Raw genomic sequence first — 18,465 nt, forward strand, 5'->3', positions numbered from 1 at the left:
CGTACGACGGCCGCCCCGACGGTCAGGGGGTGACGGTGACGTTCGTCAGGCCGGTCACCGCGTTGGTGACGGTGTTGGAGGAATCCACCACGTTCAGGTTCCCCGCGCACTTCGACGTCGAGCTGACGTAGACCGCGTAGCGGCCGACGCCGCCGAGATCCGACATGTTGCCGCGCCACGTGTTGCCGCAGCCGTACCCGGAGATGGGGTTGTGCGTCTCGTAGCCGTTGGCGAACGTGCCGGGCGTGCGGAAGGTGCCGGTGTTGCCCTCGATGAGGTAGCCGTTGCCCTTGACGTCGACCCATGAGTCGGCGGAGTTGACGCCGGAGATGCCCTGGCCGGTGAACCGGTTGCCGCGCAGGACGCCGCCCGTGGTGCCCTCCTTGACGTCCACGTGCTCGGCGGTGACGTTCGGGCCGATCTCGTTCTCCAGCACCTGCACCCGATCGGAGCGGTCCACGCCGCCGGAGTTGCCGTGGCAGTCGAAGTTCGAGTTGGCGGAGCCGATGTAGATCGCCTCGCCGTAGCCGGGTTGCCCGAGACCGGTGTCGGTGATCGTGGAGCCGCGGATCACCCCGTCCGCGGAGGAGCGCCGGAAGTGCACCGCCTCCTCGTCCGTGTGGTGCACGGACACGCCGTCGATCGTGACGTGCGGGGAGTTGTCCAGCACGATGCCCTTCTTCGACTCGGCCACGGTGAAGCCGGTCAGGGTCCAGTACGGCGCGTTGAACAGCCAGAGGCCGTAACCGGAATCCCAGCCGGCGGTCGGCACCGGGCAGGCCGGCGCGGCACCGGCGGGGCCGTCGTTGACCAGGACCGCGTTCCTCGGGCCGGTCAGGGTGATCGGCGCCGCGGCGGTGCCGGCCCGCTGGGTGAGGAACGCCCCGCGGTAGGTGCCGGCCGCGAGCCGGATGGTCTGGCCGGGCTGGGCGGTGGCCAGCGCGGTCTGCAGCTGGGCCACGGTGGCGACGTCCACCGTCGTGGCCGGCGGCGGCGTGCTCGTCGGTGCCGGCGTGGTCGGTGGCGGGGTGGTCGTCGGCGGCGGGGTGGTCGGGGAGGGCGGCGCCGGGGTCGAGCCGGCACAGGGCCTGCCGTTGACGGTGCAGTTGACCGGGGTACCGGCACCGGAGGCGGTGAAGCCGAAGTCCTCGGTCGCGCCGGGGGCGATGTCGCCGTTGAAGCCGGCGTTGGTGAACCGGTAGTGCTGCCCGGTCTGGGTGCGTACCGAGCTCCAGGAGTTGCCGATCGTGGTGCCGCTGGGCAGGTCGAACTCGACGACCCAGCTGGTGCTGGCGGCGTCGCCCCGGTTGGTGATGAGGAAGTCCGCGCCGTAGCCGCTGGTCCAGACGGAGGTCTGCACGAAGGTGGCGGCGAGGTCGGGCGCGGCGGCGTGCGCGGCGGGCGCGCGCGTCAGGACGGCGGTGCCGAGAGCGGGCAGGGCGGCGACGAGACCGGCCGCGACGGCCGCCCGGCCGGTACGGGAGCGTGGCATCAGCGGGGCCTCTCTCTGCTCATGCGGGATACGGGGGGCTTCGTCAGTCCGGGTCGCCGGTCACGGATTGCTGGGCGGCGCGGCGCAGGGAGCGGTGCCGGGCCAGGTCCTCCCGGGGCGGGGCGCCCGGCCGGGTCCGCTCGGCCGGCCGTACCGCCGGCTGGGCCGGCACCCGGGGCGCCTGCTCGATGTCGGTGACCAGGTCCTCGGTCTCCTGGACCAGGTAGTGCGGCCGGCGCTTGGTCTCGTAGTAGATCCGGCCGATGTACTCCCCGATCACCCCCAGGATCATCATCTGGATGCCGCCGAGGCCGATCACGCTGACGATGATGGTGGTGTAGCCGGGGACGTCGATCCCCTTCTCGACGGCGTCCGCGACCACCCAGGCCATGTACGCTACCGCGATCAGGGTGAGGAAGAGGCCGCCGTAGATGGCCAGCCGTAGCGGTCGGTTGTTGAACGACAGCAGGCCGTCGAACGCGTAGTTGAAGAGCTTGCCGAAGCTCCACCGGCTCCGCCCCGCCTGCCGGGTCTCGTTGCGGTGCGCCACCACCACGGTCCGGAAGCCGATCCAGGAGAAGAGCCCCTTGGAGAAGCGGTTGTATTCCGGCATCGCCAGCACCGCGTCCACCGCGAGCCGGGACAGCAGCCGGAAGTCACCGGCCCCGTCCAGCAGCCGCACGTCGATCCACCAGTTGACCATCCGGTAGAAGGAGCGCGAGGCCAGCATCCGCAGGAACCGGTCGCCGCGCCGGTCCCGCCGGGCGATCACCTGGTCGAAGCCCTGCCGGTACAGCGCCACCATCTCGGGCAGCAACCGCGGTGGGTGCTGCAGGTCGGCGTCCATGATCACGACCGCGTCGCCGGTGGCCCGCTCCAGGCCGGCCAGCATCGCCGCCTCCTTGCCGAAGTTCCGGCTCAGTGACGTGTACCGCACCGTCGGGTCGCTGGCGGCGAGCCGGCGCAGCGCCACGAGCGTGCCGTCCTCGCTGCCGTCGTCGACGTACACCACCTCGATCTCGACGTCGGTCAGCTCCGCCAGCGCGGCGGTCACCGCCGTGTGCAGCCGTTCGACCGACGCTTCCTCGTTGAAGCAGGGCACCACCACCGACAGTCGCACCGTGGTCACTCCGTCCAGCCCGTCCGGGAACCGCCGCCGGCCGCGGGAGGCCGGGCGGCGGGCTGGTCAGAGGTGGTAGACCAGCACACCATCGACATCCTCCCGGGTGATGCCCAGTCCGTCGACCGGCCGGTCCGCGATGCCCTCCCACGGCGTCCCGCCGGCCCGGCTCGGCACCGCCAGCACCGACCGCACCCCGAGCCCGCGCAGGTAGGCGACGCTGGTCGCGTCGGGGAACGAGGCGATGGCCATCCGGGTCTGCGCCTGGCTGACCGGCTCGAAACCGGCCAGCCCGTTCGTCACCCGGGGGAAGCCGTCGGTCGTCCACAGCATGTAGTTGAGGTCGTTGATGCCGCCGGCGGGCAGCACCAGCAGCGGCTCCTGCGTCCGGCCCAGCGCGGCCGGCGGCCGAGGCACCTCGGGGTGCGGGGTCCGGTTCAGCCCTTCGACGGTGACCAGGGCCAGCGGCACCAGCAGGACCGCCGGCAGCAGGATCCGGGCCCAGCGCCCGGGTGACGCCTTGCGCGCCGGCTCGGCCAGCACGGTGACCAGCCCCGCCGCCAGCAGCGCCAGCAGCAGGCTGGTCCAGATCATCATCCGGCCGGGCGTCCGCAACGCGTCCCAGCCGGGCAGGTGCTTGGAGAGGGTCAGGTATCCCGGGTCCCCGTCGCCGCCGAGGTTGGTGCCCAGGCCGAGCAGCACCGTGCCGAGCACGCCGAGCCCCAGCGCGATCCGGTGCCGGACCGGGTAGACCGAGATGAGCAGCCCCGCGGCGGCCAGGCCGATCAGCGTCATGCCGGGCAGCAGCGCCATCTCCGGCGGCCAGGTGAGCTGTTCCCGGGCCGCCGCGTGCGGCTCACCCCACAGCCACGAGTCGGCCGGTGCGGTGACGAAGCCCCGCAGCGGCGGCGAGAACAGCTTCGTCCAGTCCAGCGTGCGCTGGGCCTGCGGGTTGAGGTCGACGACGTGCAGGTAGACCAGGCCGAGTAGCAGGGTGACCGCGCCGAAGATCGCCCCGCCGGCCAGGTCGGCGGCCAGCAGCCGCCGGCCGAACGGGGGCCGTTCCCGGTGCCGCCACCAGGACCAGCCGTAGCAGCCGGCGGCGACCAGCACCGCGGCCAGCAGGAAGTAGACCAGCGGCAGGCCGATGCCGAAGCCGAGGGTGATCTGCCAGGCGGCGACGAGCCAGCCGGCCAGCGCCCACCCGGGCCGCCGCCGCTCCGGCCGGTAGCCGTGCCGCAGCGACCAGCCGTGGCCGCGGGCCAGCATCGCCAGGGACAGCGCGATCCCGCCGGTGGACAGGATGTTCAGGTGCCCGGCGTGGGCCAGCCGCCACGGCGCGTACGCCCAGGCGACCCCGGCCACCGCCGCCCCCCAGCGGCCCGAGCCGAGCTGCCGGGCCAGCGCGTACGCCCCGACGAACGCCAACGCGAAGACCAGCACGTACGTCACGTTGTAGCGGACCAGGGCGGCCGCGAACCCGGAGCCGAGCATCCCGATCGGGGCGTACCCGAGCAGGGTGTCGCTGTAGGCGTAGGTGTACTTCTCCGGATAGAACGTGTTCGAGTCCCACAGGTTGGACGGGTCGGTCAGCAGGCCGTGCCCGGCCCAGGCCAGCTGCCACGCCTGCAGGGTGGGGTCACCGAGGTCGCCGGGGATCGTGCTCGCCGGGTGCCGCAGCGTCGGCCAGGTCAGGACGACCGCGAGCAGCAGGCCGCCGAGCACCGCCCAGGTCCATTCGTGGCGTAGCCACCGCCACCGGCCCCGGCCGTCCCGGGTCGGGGCGACGGGGGCCTGGTCGTCGTCGTCGGCGAGCCCGGTGCTGGTGGGGGTGTCGGTGGACCCGGTGGTCATGACGATGGATCATCCCTTGTGCCGTCGGCCCTGTCGATCAGGGGTCCGTAGTGTGGGCGCGCCGCGCCGGTACCGGTGATTTTGCCGATGCGGACGACGGCCGTGCCGTCGAAGGATGACACATGTCGATGTGACCCCACCCGTAGGGAGTGCCCGACGTGTCATCACCAACCACCACCCGTCCCCGTTCCGTCGCTGTCCGTACCCTCCGGGCGGCGCTGGCCGCCGTCCTGGTCGCCGGCGGCGTGCTCGGCGCGTCGTCCGGTGCCGCGCAGGCCGCGGAGAACCCGTACGAGCGCGGCCCCGACCCCTCCGTGGCGATCCTGGAGGCCAGCCGCGGCCCGTTCAGCGTCTCCACCCAGAACGTCTCCTCGCTGAGCGTCACCGGCTTCGGTGGGGGAGTCATCTACTACCCGACCACGACGAGCGAGGGCACCTTCGGCGCCATCGCGATCTCGCCCGGCTACACCGCCGCCTGGTCCAGCATCAGCTGGCTCGGGCCGCGCCTCGCCTCGCACGGCTTCGTGGTGATCGGCATCGAGACGATCACCCGCCTGGACCAGCCGGACAGCCGGGGCCGGCAACTGCTGGCCGCGCTCGACTACCTCACCCAGCGCAGCACGGTGCGCGGCCGGATCGACGCCAGCCGGCTCGCGGTCGCGGGCCACTCGATGGGTGGCGGCGGCAGCCTGGAGGCCGCCGCGTCCCGCCCGTCGCTGCAGGCCGCCGTGCCGCTGGCGCCGTGGAACCTGGACAAGACCTGGTCCGAGATCCGGGTGCCGACCCTGATCGTCGGTGGTGAGGCCGACAGCGTCGCCCCGGTGGCCACCCACTCGGAGCCGTTCTACGCCAGCATCCCGGCCTCGTCGGAGAAGGCGTACCTGGAGTTGAACGGGGCCAGCCACTTCTTCCCGCAGACCGTGAACACGCCCACCGCCCGGCAGATGGTGGCCTGGCTGAAGCGGTTCGTCGACGACGACACCCGCTACGAGCAGTTCCTCTGCCCGGGGCCGAGCGGCCTGGCGATCGAGGAGTACCGCAACACCTGCCCGAGCGCCTGACGCCCGTCGGGCGGCCGTGACCGCCCCGGGCCCGGCCCGCCGTCGCCCCGTGCGGCGGCGGGCCGGTCGCGTCCGCGCCCGCCGTCGCCGCGTGCGGTGGTGGGCGCGGACGCGGTCGGAGCTATTGACGCCGGACCCGAGAAACGTACACTCCCAGTGTAAATATCGCGCCGCGCCGGAGCGGGGGATGGGTCAATGGAGCAAGGGCTCGCGCTGCACCACATCGGGGTGCGCTTCGGTGGCCTCACCGCCCTCGACGACGTCTCGCTGCGGGTGCCCGCCGGCCGCGTGGTCGGCGTGATCGGCCCCAACGGCGCCGGCAAGACCACCCTGTTCAACGTCGTCTGCGGCTTCGTCGCCCCGGACACCGGCACGATCACGCTGGACGGCCGGCCGCTGCGGCCCCGCCCGCACCGGCTGACCCGGCTGGGCATCGCCCGCACGCTGCAGGGCACCGGGCTCTTCGCCGGGCTCACCGTGCTGGAGAACGTGATGGCCGGCGCCACGCACACCGCCCGCGCCGGCTTTCTGCCGGCGCTGCTCGGCCTGCCGAAGAGCGACCGCGACGAGCGCCGGCTGCGCGGTGAGGCGCTGGCCGTGCTCGACCGGCTGGGCATCGCCGGGCACGCCGCCGCCGCGCCCGGCACGCTGCCCTTCGCGGTACGCCAGCGGGTCGCGCTGGCCCGCGCGCTGGTGGCCCGGCCCCGGCTGCTCCTGCTCGACGAGCCCGCCGGCGGCCTCGGGGCCGAGGACATCGCCGAGCTCGCGGAGCTGATCCGCGAACTGCCCCGCCGCGACCCGGATCCCTGCGCGGTGCTGCTGGTCGAGCACCACATGGACCTGGTGATGTCGGTCTGCGACGACATCGTGGTGCTCGACTTCGGCCGGGTGATCGCCGCCGGCACGCCGGACCAGGTGCGCGACGACCCCGCGGTCGCCGACGCCTACCTGGGCGCCGCCGTCGACGAGGCGGCGGCATGAACGAGGGGGGCGGGCGGTCGGACGGCGCGGAACTGCTCACCGTGCGCGGGCTGGTCGCCGGCTACGGCGCCGCGCCGGTGCTGCACGAGGTCGACCTCGCGGTGCCCGCCGGCAGCATCGCGGCCGTGGTCGGGGCCAACGGCGCCGGCAAGAGCACCCTGCTGCGGGCGCTGTCCGGGATGCTGCGCCCGCTGGCCGGCCAGATTCTCCTCGCCGGGGAGGACCTGCGCGGCGTACCGGTGGAGCAACTGGTGCGCCGCGGCATGGCGCACGTCCCGGAGGGGCGGGGGGTGATCGGCGAGCTGACCGTCGACGAGAACCTGCGGCTGGGCGGGCTGTGGCGCCGCGACCGGGCCGACGCCGCCCGCGCCCGCGACGAGGTCTACCAGCTCTTCGAGCCGCTGGCCCGGCGCCGCCAGCACCTCGGCCACCAGCTCTCCGGCGGCGAACGGCAGATGCTCGCCCTCGGCCGGGCCCTGGTCGGCCGGCCCCGACTGCTGCTGCTCGACGAACCGTCGCTCGGCCTGGCCCCCCGGGTGGTCGCCCAGATCATGGCCCTGCTCCGCCAGCTACGCGACAGCACCGGGCTGACCGTGCTGCTGGTCGAGCAGAACGTCCGCAGCGCGCTCTCGGTCGCCGACCAGGGGGTCGTGATGGCGCTCGGTCGGGTGGTCCGCGCCGCCCCGGCGGAGCGGCTGCGCGACGACGTCGACCTGCGCCACGCGTACCTCGGTTTCTGACCCTCGTCTGCTCCGAAGGAGGACTGTGGAGCGCTTCGTCTTCCTCACCTTCGACGGCCTCTCCCGGGGTGCCGTCTACGCCGCGTTCGCGCTGGCGCTGGTGCTCATCTGGCGGGCCGCCAGAATCGTCAACTTCGCCCAGGGCGCGATGGCCGTCGCGGCCGCCTACGTCGCCTACAGCGTGACCGCCGCGACCGGCTCCTACTGGCTGGGCTTCCTGGCCGCGCTCGCCGCCGGGCTGCTGCTCGGCGCGGTGGTGGACCGGGCCGTGATGCGCTTCGTCGACCACACCTCGCCGCTCAATCCGGTGATCGTCGCGCTCGGGCTGGTGCTGCTCATCCAGGCCGTCCTCGGCATGATCTACGGCAACGAGTTCCGTCCCGCCGGCACGCCGTTCGACCGCGCCGCGCTCACCGTCGGCGGGTTCGCCGTGCTGTCCCCGTACGACCTGTTCGTCTTCGCCACGGTGGGGCTGATGATGGTCGCGCTCGCCTGGATCTTCGCCCGGACCCCGGTGGGCCTGCGGATGCGCGCCGCGGCCTTCGCCCCGGAGATGTCCCGCCTGCTCGGGGTCAACGTGGGCGGCATGCTCGCCCTGGGCTGGGCCCTCGCCTCCGGGGTGGGCGCGCTGGCCGCCATGCTGGTGATCCCCACCGAGCTGGGCCTGCACCCGAACGCCATGGACCTGGTCTTCGTCTCGGCGTTCACCGCGGCGGTGGTCGGCGGGCTGGACAGCCCACCGGGCGCGGTGGTCGGCGGGCTGGTGGTGGGCCTGGTGCTCTCCTACGTCAGCGGGTACGCCGGCAGCGACCTCACCCCGCTCGCGGTGCTGGTCCTGCTGCTGGCGGTGCTGCTGGTCCGCCCCGGCGGGCTGTTCGCCCCGGTCACCGCGAGGCGGGTGTGAGCGCCACCCGGGCGGCGGCGCCGCCGGAGCGGGCGGCGACCGGCGCCGGCACCCGTCCCGACGGGCGGCGCGGCTGCACCCTGCTGCGGCACCTGGCCGTCGCGGCCGCCGTGGCGCTGCTGGTGCTGGCGGCCAGCTACGGCCTGGCGCCGTTCCGCAACTTCCAGCTCGCCACGGTGGCGGCCTACCTCTGCGCGACCGCCGGGCTGACCGTCCTCACCGGCCTCAACGGTCAGCTCTCGCTCGGGCACGGCGCGCTGATGGCGACCGGCGCCTACACCGTGGCGCTGTGCCAGGGTACGTTCGCCGACCACGGCCTCACCGGCGGCTGGCTGCTGGCGGTGTCGCTGGTCGCGGCGATCCTGGCCACGGTCGCCGTCGGCGCGGTGGTCGGGGCGGCCGCGGCCCGGCTGCGCGGGCCGTACCTGGCCGGCGTGACGCTGGCGGTCGCGGTCGTGGTGCCGGCCCTGACGGTGACCTTCGACGGCGTCTTCAACGGCGACCAGGGGCTCTCGGTCCCGGTCGAGCCGCCGCCGCTGGCGCTCGGCGCCTACTTCCCGTACGAGCGGTGGCAGCTCTGGATCGCCGCGGCGGCCACCCTGCTCGCCCTGGTGCTGCTGGCCAACCTGGTCCGCAGCCGGTACGGCCGCACCTTCCGGGCGGTCCGGGACGACGAGGTGGCGGCCCGCCTCGCCGGCATCCACGTGGCCCGTACCCAGGTGCTGGCCTTCGTGGTCAGCGCGGCCGGCGCCGGGCTCGGCGGCGCGCTGCTCGCGGTGCTGGCGCAGAGCGTCTCACCCGGGGCGTTCTCGCTGACCCTGTCGCTGTTCCTGCTCATGGCCGTGGTGATCGGCGGCCTCGGCCGCCTCGCCGGGGCGCTGTGGGGGGCCGTCCTGCTGGTCGTGCTGCCCGACCTGACGCACTCCGTGACCGAGCTGGTCACCGTCTCGCCGGCGGTGGCGCAGCGGCTGGAGGGCAACCTGCCGTTGGCGATCTTCGGGATCACCCTGGTCGTCGTCATGATCGCCGCGCCCGGCGGCGTGCAGGGACTGCTGTCCCGGCTCGGCCGGGAGCTGCTGGCCCGGTGGCCGGGGCGGCGGTCCTAGCAAGTCCCGGCGGCTCGCCGCCGGCAACCCCACCCACCACCATCCCACCCACCACCACCCGATTCGAGGAGAACCGGACCGAGGAAAGGTCGGTGTTCCAGATGAACCGTACGGTACGAGGCGGTCTCGCGATCGCCAGCACCATCGCCCTGCTCGCCAGCGTCGTCGCGTGCAGCGACGACGACGGCTCGGGGGGCGCCGGACGCGGGGCGGTGCCCGGCGTCACCGACACCGAGATCGTGGTCGGCACCCACATGCCGCTGACCGGCCCGGCCTCGGCCGGCTACTCGAAGATCGCGCCGGCCACCAAGGCGTACTTCGACTATGTCAACGCCAACGGCGGCGTGCACGGCCGCAAGATCACCTACAAGATCATGGACGACGGCTACAACCCGGCCAACACCCAGCAGGTGGTCCGCCAACTGGTCCTGCAGGACAAGGTCTTCGCCGTGCTCAACGGGCTGGGCACGCCCACCCACACCGGGGTGCTCGACTTCCTCAAGAGCAACCGCGTCCCCGACCTCTTCGTCGCCTCCGGCAGCCGCAGCTGGGACCAGCCGGACAAGTATCCCGGCACGTTCGGCTTCAACCCGGACTACACCGTGGAGGGCAAGATCCTCGCCAACCACGTGAAGACCGCGCTGCCCGGCAAGAAGGTCTGCTTCCTCGGCCAGGACGACGACTTCGGCCGGGACAGCCTGGCCGGGGTGGAGCAGGTGCTCGGCGCCGGCACCGTGGCGGTCAAGCAGACGTACGTCACCAGCAACACCAACGTGGCCCCGCAGATCGGCGCGTTCAAGTCGGCCAGCTGCCAGGTGGTCATCCTGGCCACCGTGCCCGGCTTCACCGCGCTGTCCATCGGCACCGCCGCCCGGCTGGGCTTCAAGCCGCAGTGGCTGGTGTCCAACGTGGGCGCCGACCACCCGACGCTGGCCAAGCAGCTCGGCGCGGCCGCCGGGCTGCTGGAGGGCATGGTCGGCGGCAACTACCTGCCGATGCAGAACGACGCCGCGAACCCGTGGATCCAGCTCTTCACCAAGGTGAACAAGGAGCACAACGGCGACGCGCCCTTCGACGGCAACATCGTCTACGGCATGGCGGTCGGGTACCTGTTCGTGCAGGCGTTGCAGGCCGCCGGCCAGGACCTCACCCGGGAGTCCCTGCTCAAGGCGGTCGCCAAGGGCGGCTTCCAGGGTCCGGGGCTGACGCCGCTGCGCTTCTCCGACTCCGACCACTCCGGCTACGGCGGGGAGCGGCTGACCCGGGTCAGCGGGGGCACGCAGGCCTACTTCGGGCCGGCCTACGAGACGGACGAGGCCGACGGCCCGGTACGCGAGTACAGCGCCCCGGCGGTGACCCCGCCGGCCAACGGGATCCCGACCGCGTCCTGACCGGCGCGCCGGCCGGGCGTGGTCAGCGGACCCGCCCGGCCGGCGTCACCCGGTCAGCTGAGCCGTTCGACGATCATCGCCATGCCCTGGCCGCCGCCCACGCACATGGTCGCCAGCCCGACCTGCCGGTCGTGCCAGCGCAGCGAGTTGAGCAGGGTGGTGGTGATCCGGGCGCCGGTCATCCCGAACGGGTGCCCGATCGCGATCGCGCCGCCGTTGACGTTCAGCCGGTCCGCGTCGACGCCCAGCTCGTGCGCGCTCGGGAGGACCTGCGCGGCGAACGCCTCGTTGATCTCGACGAGGTCGACGTCGGCGATCGACATGCCGGCGTGCCGCAGCGCCCGCCGGGACGCCTCGACCGGCCCCAGCCCCATCATCTCGGGGGAGAGCGCGCTCAGCCCGGTGGCGACGATCCGGGCCAGCGGGGTCACCCCCAGCTCCCGGGCCCGCACGTCGGAGAGCACGACCAGCGCGGCGGCGCCGTCGTTGAGCGGGCAGCAGTTGCCGGCGGTCACCGTGCCGTCCGGCCGGAACACCGGCGCGAGGGCGCTCACCGCGGCCAGGGTCACCCCGGGGCGCGGCCCGTCGTCGGCGGCGACCACCGTGCCGTCGGGCAGGGTGACCGGGGTGATCTCCCGGGCCCAGAAGCCGTCGGCGATCGCCTGCTCGGCGAGGTTCTGTGACCGTACGGCGAACTCGTCCTGGCTGCCGCGGGAGATCCCGCGCAGCTGGGCCACGTTCTCCGCGGTCTGTCCCATGGCGACGTAGACGTCGGGCAGCTCGCCGTCCTCGCGCGGGTCGTGCCAGCGGGGCGCGCCGCCGGCGGCCCGGTCCGCGGTCCGGGTCACCGCGTCGGCGAACCGCGGGTTGGCGCTGCCCGGGTGGCCGTCGCTGCGGCCCCGGTCGTACCGGGACACGCACTCGACCCCGGCCGAGACGAAGGCGTGGCCCTCGCCGGCCCGGATGGCGTGCAGCGCCATCCGGGTGGTCTGCAGCGACGACGAGCAGTAGCGGTTCACGGTGGTCCCGGGCAGCTGGTCCAGTCCGAGCAGGACGGCGACCACCCGGGCGAGGTTGTGGCCCTGCTCGCCGGCGGGCTGGCCGCAGCCGAGCATCAGGTCGTCGAGCTCGCCGGGGTCGAGCTGCGGCACCTGGTCGAGGGCGGCCCGCACGATGGTGGCGGCGAGGTCGTCGGCGCGCAGCTCGCGCAGGGAGCCCTTGTTGGCGCGGCCGATCGGTGAGCGGGCGGCGGCGACGATGACGGCTTCGGGCATGTCGGGTGTCCTTCCCGGGGCAACGGATGAAATGTGCACCGACGGTGCGATTACCAGACGGGCCGTGTCAACGGAATGTGAGATATCGAGCGTCTTCCCTCGTTGACGTCCGTCGGTGCCGCCCCTAGTGTTTGCATCGTGAATGCAGATTCAGGCCGGCTGGCCGGCCGGGTCGCCCTGGTCACCGGCGCCAGCCGCGGGATCGGGCTGGCGGTGGCCCGCCGGCTGGTCGCCGACGGGGCGCGGGTCGGGTTGACCGCCCGCCGGCCGGAGGCGCTCGCCGCGGCGGTCGCCGAGCTGGGCGGTCCCGACCACGCCGTCGCGGTGCCCGGCCGGGCCGACGACGCCGCGCACCGCCACGCGGCGGTGCACCGGGTCACCGAGGCGTTCGGCCCGGTGGACATCCTGGTCAACAACGCCGGCACCAACCCGGTGTACGGGCCGCTGCTCGACCTCGACCCGGCCGCGGCCCGCAAGATCCTCGACGTCAACCTGGTCGGCGCGCTCGGCTGGGTGCAGGAGGTCTGCGCGGCCGGCATGACCGACCGGGGCGGCTGCGTCGTCAACGTCACCTCGATCGCCGGCCTGACCCCGTCGCCGGGGATCTCCTTCTACGGCGTGAGCAAGGCGGCCCTCGACCACCTCACCGCCTGCCTCGCGGTGGAACTCGCCCCGGCGATCCGGGTGAACGCGGTCGCCCCCGGCGTGGTGAAGACCCGGTTCGCCGCCGCGCTGCACGAGGGCCGGGAGGAGGAGGTCGCCCGGGCGTACCCGCTGGGCCGCCTCGGCGTACCCGACGACGTGGCCGGCGCGGTCGCCTTCCTCGCCTCCGCCGACGCGGCCTGGATCACCGGGCGGACGCTCGTGATCGACGGCGGGATCACCCGCGCCGGCCGGGCCACCGGATGACCGCCCCGGGCACGCCCCGCGGGCTGACCGTGGCCGGTGCGGGCGTGGTGGTGACCGGGGCCGGCTCCGGCATCGGCGCCGCGCTGGCCGCCCGGCTCGCCGCCGACGGCGCCCGGGTGGTGGTCAACGACCTCGACCCGGCGGCCGCGCGGGCGGTGGCGGCCCGGATCGGCGGGTACGCCTGCCCCGGCGACGCCGCCGACCCGGTCGCGGTGGCCGAGCTGGTCGGCTTCGCCCGGGACCGGCTCGGCGCGATCGACCTGTTCTGCGCCAACGCCGGCGTGGCCCTGGCCGGCGGCCTGGACGCCCCCGACGAGGCCTGGGCGCGGTCCTGGCGGGTGAACGTGCTGGCACATGTGATCGCCGCGCGCGAGCTGCTGCCGCACTGGCTCGCCGTGGGGCGGGGCCGGCTGCTGGTGACCGTCTCGGCGGCGGGCCTGCTCACCCTGCTCGGCAAGGCGCCCTACACGGTCACCAAGCACGCCGCGCTGGGCTTCGCCGAGTGGCTGCGGGCCAGCTACGCGCACCGGGGGATCACCGTGCAGGCGCTCTGCCCGCAGGGCGTCCGGACCCCCATGCTGGCCGCCGCCGACGAGCTGAGCGCCACCCTGCTCGAGGCCACCGCGGTCAGCGCCGACGCGGTCGCCGAGTGCGTCAGCGCGGCGCTGGCCGACGACCGGTTCCTGGTGCTGCCGCACCCGGAGGTCGCCACCTGGTACGCCCACCGCGCCGCCGACCCGGACCGCTGGCTGGCCGCGATGAACCGGACCCAGCGCGACGCCGAGCGGCACCGGCATGGCTGAGCTGCCCGGGCTCGACCTCGACCGACTCGCCGGCCGCCTGGCGCGGCCAGCACCGGGCGGGCCGGACCGGCCCAGGCCGGAGTGGACCGCGGGCGCCGGCGTCGCGCCGGTGCCGCCGCAGTGGAGACGGAGCAGCTGATGGACTTCCGCCACGACGAGACCACCGAGCGGCTGCGGGAGCGGTTGCTCGCCTTCATGGCCGAGCGGATCCACCCGGCCGAGCCCGTGTTCGAGGAGCAGGCGCGCGAGCGGGTCGACCCGTGGTCCACCCCGCCGGTGGTGGCCGAGTTGCAGGCCGAGGCGCGCCGCCGCGGCCTGTGGAACCTCTTCCTCCCCGGCGCCCACGGCGCCGGACTGACCAACCTGCAGTACGCGCCGCTGGCCGAGATCACCGGCCGGTCGCCCGGGCTCGCCCCGGTCGCGCTCAACTGCGCCGCGCCGGACACCGGCAACATGGAGCTGCTGGCCCAGTTCGGCAGCCCGGAGCAGCGGGAGCGCTGGCTGGTCCCGCTGCTGGAGGGCCGGATCCGCTCGGCGTTCGCGATGACCGAGCCGGCGGTCGCCTCGTCGGACGCCACCAACATCGCCACCCGGATCGAGCGGGCCGGCGACGAGTACGTGGTCAACGGCCGCAAGTGGTTCGTCACCGGCGCGTTGAACCCGAACTGCGCGATCTTCGTGGTGATGGGCCGGACCGATCCGGCCGCGCCCCGGCACCGGCAGCAGAGCCAGCTCCTGGTCCCCCGGGACACCCCCGGCGTCACGGTCCGCCGGGGCCTGCACACCTTCGGGTACGACGACAGCGACCACGGTGGCCATGCGGAGATCGACTTCGTCGACGCCCGGGTGCCGGTGGGGAACCTGATCGGCGCCGAGGGGGACGGCTTCGCCATCTCGCAGGCCCGGCTCGGGCCGGGCCGGGTGCATCACTGCATGCGGCTGCTCGGCATGGCCGAGCGGGCCGTCGAGCTGATGTGCCGGCGGGTCGCCGACCGGCACGCGTTCGGCGGGCCGCTCGCCGCGCAGGGCGTGGTCCGGGACTGGATCGCCGAGGCCCGGGTCCGCCTCGAACAGGCCCGGCTGCTGGTGCTCAAGACGGCCTGGCTGATGGACACGGCCGGTAACCGGGCCGCGCAGACCGAGATCCAGGCCATCAAGATCGTGGTGCCGGGGACCGTCGAGTGGGTGCTGGACCGGGCCATCCAGGCGCACGGCGCGGCCGGGCTCAGCCAGGACACCCCGCTGGCCGGGCTCTGGGTGCGGGCCCGCGCGTTGCGGGTGGCCGACGGCCCGGACGAGGTGCACCGGCAGTCGCTGGCCCGCCGGGAGCTGCGCCGACACCACGCCGACCCGTCGCCGGCGCGCGTCTAGACTCGGCGGGCGGTGGGGCGTGGCAGCGTCGAGGGGGGAAGCGCGGATGGGTGGGGTCCAGGCGCCCGGCCGGGTGGACGGGCGGACGGCCCGGGCGGCGCGGACCCGGGCGGCGATCGTCGAGGCGCACCTCGCGCTCATCTCCGAGGGCGATCTGCGGCCGACCGGTGAGCGCATCGCCGAGCGGGCCGGCGTGTCGCTGCGTACGCTCTGGACCAACTTCAAGGACATGGAGACGCTCTTCGAGGCCAGCGGCGCCGAGGTGCTCCGCCAGCAGGACGCCGCGTACCGGCCGATCTCGCCGGCGCTGCCGCTGGCCAAGCGGGTCGACGCGTACTGCCGGCAGCGGGCGCGGCTGCTCCAGCTGATCGCGCCGTCCGCGCGGGCGGCGCAGATGCGCGAGCCGGTCTCCGAGCAGCTGCACCGCAACCGGCTGGTGCACATCTCCCGGGTCCGCGACGAGGTCGAGCAGCTCTTCGCGGCCGAGCTGGCCCAGGCCGGGGCCGGCCGGGACCAGGTGGTGCAGGCGGTGGTCGCGGCGAGCATGTGGCCGGCCTGGTCGATGCTGCGCGACGGGCTGGGGCTGGGCGTGGACCAGGCGCGGGCGGTGATGGCCCGCACGGTGGGCGCGCTGCTGGCCGAGGCCCTTCCCCGCTGACCGGCCGGTGCTCTTTCCATCCGGTTTCGGATAGGTGACACTCGATGCATGGTTGCTGCATCGACAGTGCAAATAGCTGGACTGCCGGGGCGGGACACCGAGTGCGCCGCGGTCCGTCGGCTGATCGACGGCCTGCCCGAGGCCGGGGGAGCGCTGCTGGTCTGGGGCGAGCCGGGCACCGGGCGCAGCGCGCTCGTCGGCTACGCGCACCGGCACGCCGCCCGCTGGCAGGTGCTGGCCGGCGCCGGCCTGGCCGACGAGGCCAGCCTGCCGTACGCGGGCCTGCAACGCCTGCTCGACCCGCTGCTGGACCTGGCCGACCGCCTGGCCGAGCCGCAGCGCGAGGTGCTCCGGCGGACGCTGGCCGGGGCGGACTGCCCGGCCGACCAGCGGCTCGCCCTCTCGATGGGGGTGCTCGGGCTGCTCGCGGCCGTGGCCCGGGAGCAGCCGCTGCTCTGCACGGTCGACGACGTCGACCGCGGTGACCCGGCGACCGCGGAGGTGCTCGGCTTCGTGGCCCGCCGGCTCGGCCACCTGCCGGTCGCCCTCCTCCTCACCGCCGGCACGGACGCGGTCGCCGGCGGCGTACCCCGGCACCGGCTCCGGGCCCTCGACGATCGGGCCGGCGCCGCGCTGCTCACCGCCCGGCTGCCCGGGCTCGCCCCCCGGGTGGCCCTTGAGCTGACCGCGGTCGCCGGCGGCAACCCGCAGGCTCTGGTCGACCTCGCCGACGCTCTCACCCCCGGGCAGTGCCGGGGCGAGGAGCGGCTGCCCGAGGCGCCGCCGCTCGACGGCGCGCTGGGCCGCGGCTACCGGGCCCGGCTGGCCGGGCTGCCGACCGACACCCGGCGGGTGCTGCTGCTCGCCGCGCTCGACGAGGACGGCGATCCGGCCACCCTGGTGCGGGCCGCCCGCGCCGCCGGCACCGGGATCGAGGCGCTCGCCCCGGCCGAGGCGGCCGGGCTGGTCCGGGTCGGCCCGCACCGGGTGAGCCTGCCGCAACCGCTGGCCCGGGCCGTGGTGGCGGCACACGCGCCGCTGGCCGAGCGGCGCGCCGCCCACCTGCTGCTCGCCGGGGTGCTCGACGGTCCCGGGCAACTGCTGCGCCGCACCCTGCACCGGGCCGCCGCGGCCGAGCGCCCGGACCCGGCGCTGGCCGCGGAGCTGGAGGCCGCGGCCGGAACCGCCGGCGGAGAGGTGGCCGTGACCGCCCTGCACCGGGCCGCCGAACTCAGCACCGAGCCAGCGCAGGCCGCCGCCCGGCTGGTCGCCGCCGCCGGTCGCGCCTGGGCGGCCGGGCAGCCACGGCGGGCCGGCCGGCTGCTCGCCGACGCCGCCGCGGCCGGTCCGGTCGACCCCGTGGTGGCCGGCCGGGCCGAGCTGATCCGCGGCGAGCTGGAGCTGCGCTGCGGCTCGCCCTCGGCCGCCGCGACCACCCTGCTCGCCGCCGCCCGGGCGGTGTCCGGCGGGGACCGCCTCGCCGCCCTCGGCGCGCTGGTCCGGGCCGGCGAGGCGGTCTGCCACACCGGCGACCAGTTCCGCTACGCCGAGGTGGCGCGCCGGGTGGCCGCCCTGCGCCGCCCCGGCGACCCGCCCGAGGCGGAGCTGCTGAGCGCGCTGGCCGCCGGGGTGGCGGCGACCCTGCGCGGGGACCACGAGCGGGCCGGGCCGGCGCTGCGCCGCGCGGTCGTGCTCGGCAACCGGCTGACCGGACCGGCGCTCACCCCGGCCGGGCTGATCGGCGCCGCGGTGGCCGGCCTGCTGGTCGCGGTGGACAGTGCCGCGCACCGGCTCGCCGAGCGGGCCGTCGAGCTGGCCCGGGCCCACGGCGAGGTGTCCGCGCTGCCCCGGGCGCTGGAGCTGCGCGCGATCGCCGAGTACTGGCTGGGCCGGCACGAGACGGCGGCGGAGACCTCCCGCGAAGGGCTGCGGATCGCCCGGGACAGCGGCCAGGTCAACTCCGCCGGCGTCCACCTGGGCATGCTGGCGGTGCTCGCGGCCGTACGCGCCGACCGGGACGCCAGCCTGCGCCGGATCCGTGAGATCGGCGAGGGCCCCGCCCCGCACAGCCGGCCGCGCGCCCTGGCCCAGTGGGCCCTCGCGGTGCTCGACCTGGTCGACGGCCGGCACGACGCCGCCACCACCCGGCTCAGCGCGCTGGCCCGTCCCGGCACCGGCCGGGGGCAGGTGCTGATCCAGGTGATGGCCACGCCCTACCTGGTGGAGGCCGCCGCCGGCGCGGCCCGGCAACCGGCCGCCACGGCCGCGCTCGCCGTCTTCGACCGGTGGGCCAGCAGCACCGCCAGCCCGTCCCGGCGGGCGCTCTCCGCCCGCTGCCACGGGCTCCTCGCCCCGCGCGGCAGCGCCGAGGCCGAACGCGGCTTCCGTACCGCGCTGCGGCTGCACCCGACGGACGCGGGCGCGTTCGAACGGGCCCGCACCGAACTGCTCCTCGGCCGCGAGTTGCGCCGCAGCCGCCGGCCCCGGGACGCCCGGGCGTACCTGCACGCCGCCCGGGAGACCTTCGGCCTGCTCGGGCTGACCGTCTGGGCCGAGCAGGCCACCACGGAGCTGCGGGCGGCCGGGGAGTCGGTCGGCACCCCCGAACTGCCGGCCGCCCGGCTGCTCACCGGGCAGCAGCTGCGGATCGCGCAACTGGTCGCCGAGGGCGCCACCAACCGCGAGATCGCCACCCGGATGTTCCTCTCCACCCGGACCGTCGACCACCACCTGCGCAACATCTTCCACCGGCTCGGTATCCGGTCCCGTACCGAACTGGCCCGCGCGCTGCACTGAGCGGG

At 75.1% G+C, this 18,465-nt stretch carries 15 protein-coding genes; 11 read left to right on the top strand and 4 right to left on the bottom strand.

The features are described from left to right. Window positions 1-22: 22 nt before the first annotated feature. From AB0I11_RS04855 to AB0I11_RS04865, 3 genes are read right to left on the bottom strand one after another with little or no spacing between them, the layout of a single operon-like run. On the bottom strand, window positions 23-1,492 hold the full coding sequence (locus AB0I11_RS04855; RefSeq protein WP_357313167.1) for a cellulose binding domain-containing protein: 1,470 nt from the start codon (window positions 1,490-1,492) through the stop codon (window positions 23-25). A 43-nt stretch (window positions 1,493-1,535) separates the two neighbouring features. After that, window positions 1,536-2,621: a glycosyltransferase family 2 protein gene (locus tag AB0I11_RS04860; protein WP_357313170.1), complete on the bottom strand. Its 1,086-nt coding sequence runs from the start codon at window positions 2,619-2,621 to the stop codon at window positions 1,536-1,538. 57 nt (window positions 2,622-2,678) lie between these two features. Beyond that, entirely contained in the window at window positions 2,679-4,466 is a 1,788-nt protein-coding gene (locus AB0I11_RS04865; protein ID WP_357313173.1) for a hypothetical protein, read from the bottom strand. A 158-nt stretch (window positions 4,467-4,624) separates the two neighbouring features. Between AB0I11_RS04865 and AB0I11_RS04870 the strand changes: the two genes are divergently transcribed. The 6 genes from AB0I11_RS04870 to AB0I11_RS04895 all read left to right on the top strand — a co-directional run bounded on the left by AB0I11_RS04870 (window position 4,625) and on the right by AB0I11_RS04895 (window position 10,649). Beyond that, window positions 4,625-5,527: an alpha/beta hydrolase gene (locus AB0I11_RS04870; RefSeq protein ID WP_357313176.1), complete on the top strand. Its 903-nt coding sequence runs from the start codon at window positions 4,625-4,627 to the stop codon at window positions 5,525-5,527. Window positions 5,528-5,722: 195 nt separating this feature from the next. Beyond that, window positions 5,723-6,508 (top strand): ABC transporter ATP-binding protein, encoded by a 786-nt coding sequence (locus AB0I11_RS04875; protein WP_357313181.1) that lies wholly within the window; start codon window positions 5,723-5,725, stop codon window positions 6,506-6,508. Further along, the gene (locus tag AB0I11_RS04880; protein ID WP_357313185.1) at window positions 6,505-7,248 is read left to right on the top strand and encodes an ABC transporter ATP-binding protein; all 744 of its coding nucleotides are present in this window, start codon (window positions 6,505-6,507) and stop codon (window positions 7,246-7,248) included. Before AB0I11_RS04875 ends, AB0I11_RS04880 begins: the two co-directional genes overlap by 4 nt. Before the next feature lie 25 nt (window positions 7,249-7,273). Continuing rightward, window positions 7,274-8,152, top strand: coding sequence for a branched-chain amino acid ABC transporter permease (locus AB0I11_RS04885; protein ID WP_357313189.1), 879 nt, complete (start codon window positions 7,274-7,276; stop codon window positions 8,150-8,152). After that, on the top strand, window positions 8,149-9,258 hold the full coding sequence (locus AB0I11_RS04890) for a branched-chain amino acid ABC transporter permease (protein ID WP_357313196.1): 1,110 nt from the start codon (window positions 8,149-8,151) through the stop codon (window positions 9,256-9,258). The genes AB0I11_RS04885 and AB0I11_RS04890 overlap by 4 nt, the downstream gene beginning before the upstream one ends. 101 nt (window positions 9,259-9,359) lie before the next feature. After that, a complete protein-coding gene (locus tag AB0I11_RS04895) occupies window positions 9,360-10,649 on the top strand; it encodes an ABC transporter substrate-binding protein (RefSeq protein ID WP_357313503.1) in 1,290 nt (429 codons plus the stop codon). 53 nt (window positions 10,650-10,702) lie between these two features. Here the strand turns inward: AB0I11_RS04895 and AB0I11_RS04900 are convergent, their stop codons facing one another. After that, the gene (locus AB0I11_RS04900) at window positions 10,703-11,923 is read right to left on the bottom strand and encodes an acetyl-CoA C-acetyltransferase (RefSeq protein ID WP_357313199.1); all 1,221 of its coding nucleotides are present in this window, start codon (window positions 11,921-11,923) and stop codon (window positions 10,703-10,705) included. Between the two features lie 138 nt (window positions 11,924-12,061). Between AB0I11_RS04900 and AB0I11_RS04905 the strand changes: the two genes are divergently transcribed. The 5 genes from AB0I11_RS04905 to AB0I11_RS04925 all read left to right on the top strand — a co-directional run bounded on the left by AB0I11_RS04905 (window position 12,062) and on the right by AB0I11_RS04925 (window position 18,460). Then, window positions 12,062-12,832: an SDR family oxidoreductase gene (locus AB0I11_RS04905; protein WP_357313204.1), complete on the top strand. Its 771-nt coding sequence runs from the start codon at window positions 12,062-12,064 to the stop codon at window positions 12,830-12,832. Beyond that, entirely contained in the window at window positions 12,829-13,635 is an 807-nt protein-coding gene (locus AB0I11_RS04910; protein ID WP_357313209.1) for an SDR family NAD(P)-dependent oxidoreductase, read from the top strand. The genes AB0I11_RS04905 and AB0I11_RS04910 overlap by 4 nt, the downstream gene beginning before the upstream one ends. A gap of 138 nt (window positions 13,636-13,773) precedes the next feature. Then, a complete protein-coding gene (locus tag AB0I11_RS04915) occupies window positions 13,774-15,006 on the top strand; it encodes an acyl-CoA dehydrogenase family protein (RefSeq protein ID WP_357313214.1) in 1,233 nt (410 codons plus the stop codon). A 46-nt stretch (window positions 15,007-15,052) separates the two neighbouring features. Next, window positions 15,053-15,664, top strand: a complete 612-nt coding sequence (locus AB0I11_RS04920) for a TetR/AcrR family transcriptional regulator (protein WP_357313218.1) — start codon at window positions 15,053-15,055, stop codon at window positions 15,662-15,664. 66 nt (window positions 15,665-15,730) lie between these two features. Next, window positions 15,731-18,460 (top strand): AAA family ATPase, encoded by a 2,730-nt coding sequence (locus AB0I11_RS04925; protein ID WP_357313221.1) that lies wholly within the window; start codon window positions 15,731-15,733, stop codon window positions 18,458-18,460. Window positions 18,461-18,465 lie beyond the last annotated feature (5 nt).

The organism is Micromonospora sp. NPDC050495 (genome assembly GCF_040655175.1).
GTDB lineage: Bacteria > Actinomycetota > Actinomycetes > Mycobacteriales > Micromonosporaceae > Micromonospora.